The organism is Aliivibrio wodanis (assembly GCF_052920805.1).
This window is the reverse complement of the sequence record NZ_JBREXA010000001.1, coordinates 76,066-85,473: the sequence shown is the minus strand read 5'-3', so window position 1 is coordinate 85,473 and position 9,408 is coordinate 76,066. Positions and strand designations below refer to the sequence as shown.

The following is a 9,408-nucleotide window of genomic DNA, read 5'->3' as shown; positions in this document are numbered from 1 at the left end:
AATGCCCTACACTAATTCACTTATTGCTATATCTTGATAAATAATAATAGGTGGTTGTTCGGGATGATATTCATTACCTTTATTAACACGCTTTAAAGTAACTTTTTCAACTTCGTTCGGCCACCCTGAAAATCGAATGAGCTTATAATGATCATCAAGTATTGAAGCCTGTGCTAAGTAGACCTTTTGTGACCATTTATATTCCGTATTAAATAATTCAAAATAGTCATCAGGCTCATCAACTGCCGAATGATGGCAATAAGTAAAAACAATTTCATTTATCGGTGATCGTATAAGTAATGCAGCAATACCTTGTTCACTTTGTTTTTCAACTGAAAATCGTAATATTTCATCAGAAAGTGATTGTTGCATTGTAATAATTGAAGATCCCCTATCATTAAACTCCCGAGATTTCGTATAGCATTCAAGACCATCAATAGACTGTGCAATTAAACTTGGGTTACTTGCTAATTCGAATAACTCATTATAGGTAAGCTGCGATAAACTGTGATAGGCATAAAGAGTTTGTGGCTTCCCTTCTATTTTGTACGGTATCCAAATATGGGGGAGAGCATGCCCTGATACTGGCCTTATTTCGCTTTGATTTATACAAGATATGCCTTGAGTTGTTTCTAGAACCACTGAGTAATGATCGGCCGTTTGAGGTAATTCAATTGTTACTTTATCTTCTATTAAATCATATACTCTTGCTTGTCCATAAACATCAAGCTTTCCACTAAAAACAGTTTCCCCATTTTGTTTTACATCAAATGGCTCATCTGAAAAATAACAACCATATTTTGGATGAGTTAATGCAATATCTACGAATCGGTTTGAAACTTCTTCTCCACTTTCTTTTTTTTCACTGGTTAAATCTATATCCATAAATCGGTAGTCTTTCGTAATTTTCAGCTCTCGCCAAACTTTATTATTCCACACAATATAAATGTAACCAGATGGATAAAAAGAAGCTTCTTTATAGATAAAATCTGTATTTTTCGTTTTGAAAGGAACCACAGGCACTAACACATTATCCCACTCTTCCATTTCTGTTTCTTTGTCAACGGGAGATAATGATTCACTCAGTAACAGGTTTATCTCTTTGGCAGAGTTTATACTTGGAATAGTCAAATACAGAGACCGTTCTTTGTCATCTAAAGATAAAAATTCGACGAGACTCTTGTGTCTATTTTTTCTGTCTTCTTTAGGCTTTTGTGTCTTTTCATTGATGCTTTTTAATTTGGAAATCGATATTGATGCCGCGTTATTTGGCCATTGTCCTGCAAACTCTATGACGATTTTATTATCATTTTTAGGTTCTATTTCTATAAGACTGTCTTCTACTGAAGAAGGGCGATTTAAAAGTAAAGAAGAGGGAGCTGTAACCAAACTTCGATTAAGGGGCGGATTAAGCACATTATTAACTCGTCGCTGCAAACCAGAACCAAAAGGAAGCCGTACATCGTGAATATCTCTATTCTGGACTCGAAAAGAGAGAGCAACCCACTCCCCATTAATAACCAATCGCACCAATTGTTGAATTAAACTTGTTAACCCTCGATCATAAGTGATGGCTGATTTACGCTGTAGTTGAGGTGGTAATGAAGCAAAAAGTGTCTGTCGGCTTTTTTCTTGATGTAAATAATTCATCAACTCAAAGGGAGTTAACATGTAACCGAGATCTTTTTTAGTAAGTTGAAACCCGGGAATTAATCTGTACTGGCAGAGCATTGTTATCTCCACATTCAGGTCGAATGAGTTTATATTAAGTTAATAACTCACCATATAAATACTTAGTCCAAATACAGTCAAACTTATTCTCTATTACTCTGTGCTTCCTAGAACAATCTCTCTTGTTTTTGTAAATAGCTAAAATAAAAGTTACATTTTATCTTGTCGAACTAATAACACTTTAAATGCAACCACTATTGCTAGATTGTAGTATAACCACCCAAACTCAGGTGGTTGATTTACTCAATTAATTATCAACTACGAAATGCCTTTTTTTTCTGGAGCCGATAACGTTTCAGCCTTATTTTTTATCCAATATTTCAACCATTTTTTCTGCTCTTCTTTATCTTTCTTCGACAGCTCCACCCAATAAGCTTGTGCTGATGGATATATTATCTCTTGCTTTAAACCAACAGCCGTCCATGGTAAATTTCCATCAAAGTAACTCGCTGCTTTAGGTAATTCAAACTTATACCCTTTCATTACACCATCTAGCTTTTTATTTGAAAGAATACCTTCTTGCATAAGCTCTGTAATGCTCACTTCAGATGCAAGTATACCCTTTTGCTTACTGTCAACAATTGGGCCAAATGGACGTAATCCTTCAACCTTTTTACCTGTTGGAGAGGTATACCTCAATTCAAACTTAGCAATGAATAACTTCCTTTTCATTTGGTTTGCAGATAAAAATGCGGTTGGTTTTTTCTCTATTTTTCCTAAAACTAACTGAATAAATGCATCTTTTTCTTTATCCTGCATCTTTTTTGTAGAAGAAAATTGAACCTTATCGAAGGTTGCTACCATCTTCGGATAATTAGATCCAGCTTCACTCTCCATACTCGTATGATAAGTAATATCAGTTGCATATATAATATTCGATGATAATAGAGTCGGCCCCTTTCCATTTTTATTACTCTCACTCCAAACTGGATTTTTCCCTTCAATACTCAGCTTTAACTTCATTTGAACGTTATCAGGGTTTAAACCCATATCCAAATACGAGTTAGTTCTATCTTTATCTGCTAGGATCGCAACATAAATTGAGGATTCTTGCTCTTTCTCCCAAGAAAATGACTTAATTTTTCCACCTTTTTCATCGAAAAAATTAAATTCATTGTTAATATGTAAAGCAGATAACACTTTTATATTACCATCCAAGAAGGAGTCAATACCTGCTTTTTTAATTACTAAATTACTCTTAACAAAACTCTCGATTAATAAATCAGCTTCGTTAATAACCGCACTTTGATTGCCTAAACCATCAAAAAGATATAAAGCTTTAGTTGTTTTATCAATAGAACCATTCGTACGACACTGAAGGCGACCATAGGTATTGTTATCATCAATACCATACTTAATGTAGCTCATGCCATAAAGTACACCACCAATATCCAATTGCTCTACTGTTAGCTTATGTCCATTCAGTTCAAAGAAATATGACAGCGATTTATATTTTCCCTCTTTTTTCCATGAATTAAAGCTTTCCCATGGATAAGCTGAAAATAGAGGTTTAAGACCCGGGATCTCATATTCACCAAACCAATAAAGCGGTTCAAACTCAAACGCAGTTAACGTCTTTATCCTATCTTCTGTTTCTGCATAGTTTTCACCTAATTGTTGCTTGTAGTATGAAGCCAGCTCTTTGTCTAATGATCTACACACTGTTAACTCAGACACTTCTTTTGCTGATAATAAGACTTGATATTGAGGCCCATTAACATCAAGCCAGCCACGGTCACAAACCATAACTTAATGTTGCTTTAAAGAATTTCTTCGCATCTTCTGACGCGTCTTTGGTTAATACTACTTGTAACTTAACACGAGTGAATGGTGTGATACGGTTTGTTTTACCTTCTTGTTTCCACTCTGAATAAGGCATCCATGATTTGTCATCATCTCGATCGTTAAGTATCAACAAACGGCTAAAGCCAATATCGCTCGATGTTAAATCTTGAACGGTATTGTCAAACAACTTAGCAAAATCAACAAAACCGTTCTTTTTATCGTCCATATACAGGCTGGTTTGCACTGGGAATCCGGTATTAAACCTACCTTGAATTTTAGCTCGTTTAACTAAATGTTTCGTTGCCTCATCTAACGTTGCTTTCTTATTCTTATTGGCATATTCCACAAAGAAAGAGCGTGCTTGCGATGTGCCAGTTTTATCATCTCTCACTCGGTTCAGCCAATTCTGAGCCATGGTGTTGTAAGAAAACCGAGGAGCTTCCCAATTATCATTAAGAATATAAGTTTCTATGTAGCCTTGAACTCGATCGCTTGTGAGTTCTTTTTTATAATCACTGTTTGAATTACTCCCTAACGATATTCTGGCAAGTAATTCAATTAAACCATTTAATGCCAAAGCTCGAAGTAAGAAACGTTTTTGTAATTCTTCTGATGTTTTATTCGCCTTTAGAAACGCTTCTACCTCTTCTTTTTTTGTTAACTGCTGTTCGATTTTCACCTTAAATCCACGATACTGTTGCAATACTTCAATGTGAATTTTACCTAACTGGTTTAGCTCATTAACGTTCTTATATTTGGCTTTAAAATCCTTGTAAGCACCTTCTGTTAGTATTGAATCTAAAAAGCTTAACCCGCTGTCCGCAATACTAGCACCCTCTTTAATTAACAGAACCCCAGCCGCGACAGGGGCGATAGGCGTTAACATTGCCACCCCCATTAAAGAGTTGAATACTGCTGACACTTGCTTTTTTTGATTATTATCTAGCCCTACATCAAGCACCTGTTTTGCTTGGCGAACTTTCTCTAAGTCAATCATACCTGTTCGGCTAGGTGGTAAAGCCAATGAGTATGTGGGAGGCAATAGACTGATTTCAACACGTCTATCTTCCGCTAATGCTGAATCGTCCCCTATTTCACTCATATCGACTTTAGCACTGTCTGCACTTATTGGTTGAGTGTTGCCATGTGACAACGTAATAATACGCTCAGCTAATGTTTTATCTTCTTTCGCTTTATCTAAAATTGCCTGTTCAACTTGCTTCGCGCGATCATCAGCAATCGTCTTATTCGCCTTATCACTGCCAATTCGCCCTGCATGCCCATCGATTTGAATTCGATAGTCTGGATATGTTTTTAGTAGTTCAGCAATTTTCTCACAAACTTTATCAATATCGCTGCGTAATGTCGTACCTGTATTTGGTAACTCCGACGAATTAAATTTGAAGTTAATATGAATAATCGCGCGAGTACCTTGCGTAATAATACGAGCTATTTGCTCTTTACCATCATTATTCAAAATCTTAGTGGCATCAAAAAGTTGTTTCGACCAGTCCGCCTCTGCTTTTACCATCACAATTTTTTGCAAATAATCTGTGGTTGCACTATTAAAGTTCTCTTTTTCTTCAGTCGCTTTTTTCTCTAATTTTCCTTGTTTATCTACTAGCTGATAAAAATCATACATACTGCCAATACTGTCTACAATAGGTAAGCCTTTAGCTAATTTTGTATAAGCACTTCCCTCAAACCAACTTGCAGCAAGATTTCGAGAGCTAACAGACACCCCGTGCTCTTGAAGATGCTCTCTCATATCAATAAAGAAATCACGCATAACAGGTGTATTGGCAAAACCATTTCGAACCACACTTCGAGCAACCTGAGACGGTGCTAATCCTTGCAGTGTTTCTGCTGTCTCCACCGCTTTTGTAAAGGCATCACGTGCATCTTTGACCGATTGCAATCCAAATAAGAAACTTGCCCCTGCAGTAAGCGGTTCAGGTAAAACACCCTCAACAGTTAATTTACCCCAAATATTTTTTGCCACACTGGTTGCAATTTGCTGGCTAGATAAATCGCCAAATACACCAATGCCTTTTGTCGCAAAACCTTGAGCGTAAGATTGCGCTGTCTTTTGCACTGCGGATGCGACACCAAGCGTGGCTACACCAGTGCCTTTTAACGCAACGGGGTTTCCTTGCTGTGTCATAAAATCAGAATAGCTAGGCAGTGCCGTTGGGTATTGATAAATTAAACACTCTTCAAGCGAGATCAAATCACCGCATACCATCGCCAGCTTACCAAAACCACTTATTGGTTTAAAAGTGACTTTTTCATGCAGCTCATAAGTATAAACATCTTGTATCCTTTCATTCTCTGGATGCTTATCATTAGCTTTAAATTTTAATTGCCCTTGTTTTACTGAATCAGGAAAAATAGCGTCTATTCCTTCTTCTAATATTTCTTTTTGTTTATCTAAATAGTCTTTTACCCAAAAACTCGTGCGAAGCAAAAAGTAGCCATCATCAATTAATTTAGGATCGAAATTAAATACAACACTAGGTGTTATTTTCTTATAATCTTCTGGATTATTTGTTTTATCATCACTGGGATCAGGTTTAGTGATAAAACTCGTGGCCAAGATTTTTTCTACTTCACCTGAATTGTCTTGTTTTGATTTCACTTTAATAAGAGAAACTTCTGCACCCACATACAAATCACTGCTGAACACCACCCCAACTGAGTGAAAAACAGGAGTAATAATGCCTTGAATTTCTTCTACTCCACTCGCTATGATTTTATCATACCAAGCCTTGTAGTCATTCTGCTCATCTGTCAGCGGTTTTTTATAGGGTTCAGCTAACTGGCTAACTTTGATTTTACTGATGGTAAATTCAATCGGTTTTTTATTCTTTAATTTTAATTTATTTGAATAGATATCAGTTAAAGCATCATTCAATGATTTAATACTGGTGTGTTTTTCAGCAAGCTGCCCAATCACATTTAACGGCGGAAACGTCAATGGATATGATTCACTTTCACTTAATTCATTAACGGTTAATGGCGCTTTATGGCGTAAGAAGGTTTGCTTCCTTGCTACAGTTTTAGGTACGGCATCCTCATCAAAGTAACCCAGTTGACACAGTAAACCGTCTTTATTAGTTCCCCATAATACTGGTTTTTCAGCATCATTAATCAAAACAGGTGTGAACGGAATTGGACGAACATTGCTTAAATCAGTCTCAGTTACATCAGATGATTGATGCCAGGTTCTATCTAATTCATTACCTTGTTCATCTTCTGTTTTATCAAAATAAGCACCTAACAGATATATTCCGTGATCATAGGTTTTTAAAGCAGTCATTACTTGCCCTCCTTAAACCATAAACCATTATTTGCTAATCCATTATAAAGAATTCCATCTCCTGACATTGCACCATGTGAGAAAGCACGCCATGACCACACTTTATCCTCGATACGATCAACAATAGTGACATAAGTCATTTTACTCAGAGCGCTATAATGTGCATCTTTACCTAAAATTTGAGCAGGAACAAAATCATCAACCATCTGTTTTACGGTTCCTTTTTTTATATCAAAAAAGAATCCAAAAGAAGGATTAGATCCCCAAGCATAGCGACCAGTTGGACTAATCGATCTTATGTCTAATTTTCTTTGTTCTCTAGGTAATGATTTTGAAGACTTTAGCAAAACGCCTTCATTTGATATCAAATTAAGTTTATACACACCATAAACATTTAAACTAACTAACGTATCATCTGTGATTTTAGCGAAGCTACTAAATTGAAAATTAACCTCACTAATCTCTCCCGTCTCTGAATCCCAACGAGCATAACTATTTCTAGCATCATCAAAATACAAATAGCGGCTGTCTTCCGACCAAAGCATATCAAGTGGCGAGGTAAATTTATGCATATTCGAAACCTTACCTGTTTTTAAATCATACACACCTTTCTGACCACCAGATCCCGCCCAAGCAACGTAACGATTATTTGGAGAACGCGCTAAATTACGAATAGATGCAAAACCAATGGTTGCATCTGTCACCAAGCGTAAATCTGTTCCGTCGGTTTTCATACTCCAAATCTTAAGCCCGCTCTCATACTCATCTTTTGAGCTTGAGTTCGCCCACGCAAATTGAAAGCGCGGTAAATCGTATGAACTAGCGTCATTAAGATCTTCTTTTGGCCACTCTTTGGCTTTTTCAACAAAGTAACGTGGAAAGTCTTGATACATTACTTTTAATTCTTTTTTTCGCCCAAACGCCGCATGTTCACTGCTTTCCATAATGTAATAGTTATTCTCACCCACATAGGTGCGATCTGGATGTTGCTCTGCTCTTAATTGAGCCGCTTCTGCTGCCACACTTTCAGGGTCATTGCACCCCATTAAAGTGATGCTAAATAGTGCAAGTAATAGTATTTTTTTCATTGTTCTAGCCTATTAATTCTGAAATTTTAATTTTTGTTAAATGTGAAATTATCTGTACGTTTTTAATTATTAAATCAATCACATTTAATGGCTGCTTATGGCGTAAAAAAGTTTGTTTTTTTGCTACGGCTTCAGGTGCTGTATTCTCATCAAAATAACCTAGTTGACACAATAAACCGTCTTTATCCGCACCCCATAGAACAGGCTTTTCAGTATCATAAACCAAAACAGGCGTAAAAGGGATTGGGCGAACGTTTTGTAAATCAGCCTCGGTTACATCAGATGATTGATGCCAAGTCGCTTCAATTCTCTCACCCTCTTCATCTAGATAACTTTTAAAGTAAGCCCCTAATAGATAGATTCCGTGATCATAGGTTTTTAAGGCAGACATTATTTATCCTCCTTAAACCACAAACCATCGTTAGCTAACCCATTATAAAGGATCCCTTCGCCTGACATGGCACCATGTGAAAAAGCACGCCATGACCACACGTTGTCCTCTACACGATCAACAACGGTGATATAAGTCATTTTACTCAGAGCGCTATAGTGTGCATCTTTACCTAAAATTTGAGCAGGAACAAAATCATCAACCATTTGTTTGATTGTCTGCTTTTGGGTATCAAACAGCCAGCCATAATCTTGATTAGACCCCCATGCAAATCTTCCTGTTGGACTAATAGATTTTACATTAAAAATTCTTTCTTTATCACTTAATGAGCTGTCTGAACTTAAAACAAATAAACGTTCATTTGTCTTTAAGTTATAACCCACAACTGCGGCATCAGTCACTTTGATAATTTTATCTTCAGTTAACACTGCTTCAGTACGAATTTTCAAATCAACCTTACTGACCTCACCAGTCATCGAATCCCAACGAGAATAAAGATTTCGAGCTCTTTCAAAATACAAATAACGACTATCCTCAGACCACAGCATTGGTAAAGGAGACATTGCTATACTTAGCTCCACCACTTTACCTGTTTTAATGTCATATACTGTTTTATAGCCGCCTAGATCAGCCCATGCTACGTAACGATTATTTGGAGAACGCGTTAAATTTTTAATGCCATTAACCAACTCTACCGTTACATCCGTAACCAAGCGTAAATCAGTGCCATCGGTTTTCATACTCCAAATTTTAAGTCCGCTCTCATATTCATCTTTTGAGCTTGAGTTCGCCCATGCAAATTGAAAACGCGGTAAATCGTATGAGCTAGCGTCATTAAGATCTTCTTTTGGCCACTCTTTGGCTTTTTCAACAAAGTAACGTGGAAAGTCTTGATACATTACTTTTAATTCTTTTTTTCTCCCAAACGCCGCATGTTCACTGCTTTCCATGATGTAATAATTATGCTCACCCACATAGGTACGATCTGGGTGTTGCTCTGCTCTTAATTGAGCCGCTTCTGCTGCAACACTTTCAGGGTCATTACACCCCATTAAAGTGATGCTAAATAGTGCAAGTAATAGTATTTTTTTCAT

At 36.7% G+C, this 9,408-nt stretch carries 6 protein-coding genes; all 6 read right to left on the bottom strand.

All coding sequences use genetic code 11. The features are described 5' to 3' along the window. Window positions 1–6: 6 nt before the first annotated feature. Window positions 7–1,671, bottom strand: a complete 1,665-nt coding sequence (locus ACU5DF_RS00380; protein ID WP_446711352.1) for a hypothetical protein — start codon at window positions 1,669–1,671, stop codon at window positions 7–9. Between the two features lie 318 nt (window positions 1,672–1,989). Beyond that, window positions 1,990–3,477 carry a hypothetical protein gene (locus ACU5DF_RS00375; RefSeq protein WP_446711351.1) on the bottom strand — a complete coding sequence of 496 codons (1,488 nt, stop codon included), beginning with the start codon at window positions 3,475–3,477 and terminating at the stop codon, window positions 1,990–1,992. Next, the gene (locus ACU5DF_RS00370; RefSeq protein ID WP_446711350.1) at window positions 3,467–6,835 is read right to left on the bottom strand and encodes an OmpA family protein; all 3,369 of its coding nucleotides are present in this window, start codon (window positions 6,833–6,835) and stop codon (window positions 3,467–3,469) included. The genes ACU5DF_RS00375 and ACU5DF_RS00370 overlap by 11 nt, the downstream gene beginning before the upstream one ends. Further along, window positions 6,835–7,923, bottom strand: a complete 1,089-nt coding sequence (locus tag ACU5DF_RS00365) for a TolB-like translocation protein (protein ID WP_446711349.1) — start codon at window positions 7,921–7,923, stop codon at window positions 6,835–6,837. The genes ACU5DF_RS00370 and ACU5DF_RS00365 overlap by 1 nt, the downstream gene beginning before the upstream one ends. Window positions 7,924–7,927: 4 nt before the next feature. Further along, window positions 7,928–8,314, bottom strand: a complete 387-nt coding sequence (locus ACU5DF_RS00360; protein ID WP_446711348.1) for a hypothetical protein — start codon at window positions 8,312–8,314, stop codon at window positions 7,928–7,930. Continuing rightward, window positions 8,314–9,408: a TolB-like translocation protein gene (locus tag ACU5DF_RS00355; protein ID WP_446711347.1), complete on the bottom strand. Its 1,095-nt coding sequence runs from the start codon at window positions 9,406–9,408 to the stop codon at window positions 8,314–8,316. Before ACU5DF_RS00355 ends, ACU5DF_RS00360 begins: the two co-directional genes overlap by 1 nt.

Bases quoted from the DNA above. Each gene is read 5' to 3' on its own strand.
- ACU5DF_RS00360 (WP_446711348.1), bottom strand. From the start codon at position 8,314: ATGTCTGCCTTAAAAACCTATGATCACGGAATCTATCTATTAGGGGCT.
- ACU5DF_RS00375 (WP_446711351.1), bottom strand. From the start codon at position 3,477: ATGGTTTGTGACCGTGGCTGGCTTGATGTTAATGGGCCTCAATATCAA.
- ACU5DF_RS00365 (WP_446711349.1), bottom strand. From the start codon at position 7,923: ATGAAAAAAATACTATTACTTGCACTATTTAGCATCACTTTAATGGGG.
- ACU5DF_RS00380 (WP_446711352.1), bottom strand. From the start codon at position 1,671: ATGTTAACTCCCTTTGAGTTGATGAATTATTTACATCAAGAAAAAAGC.
- ACU5DF_RS00370 (WP_446711350.1), bottom strand. From the start codon at position 6,835: ATGACTGCTTTAAAAACCTATGATCACGGAATATATCTGTTAGGTGCT.
- ACU5DF_RS00355 (WP_446711347.1), bottom strand. From the start codon at position 9,408: ATGAAAAAAATACTATTACTTGCACTATTTAGCATCACTTTAATGGGG.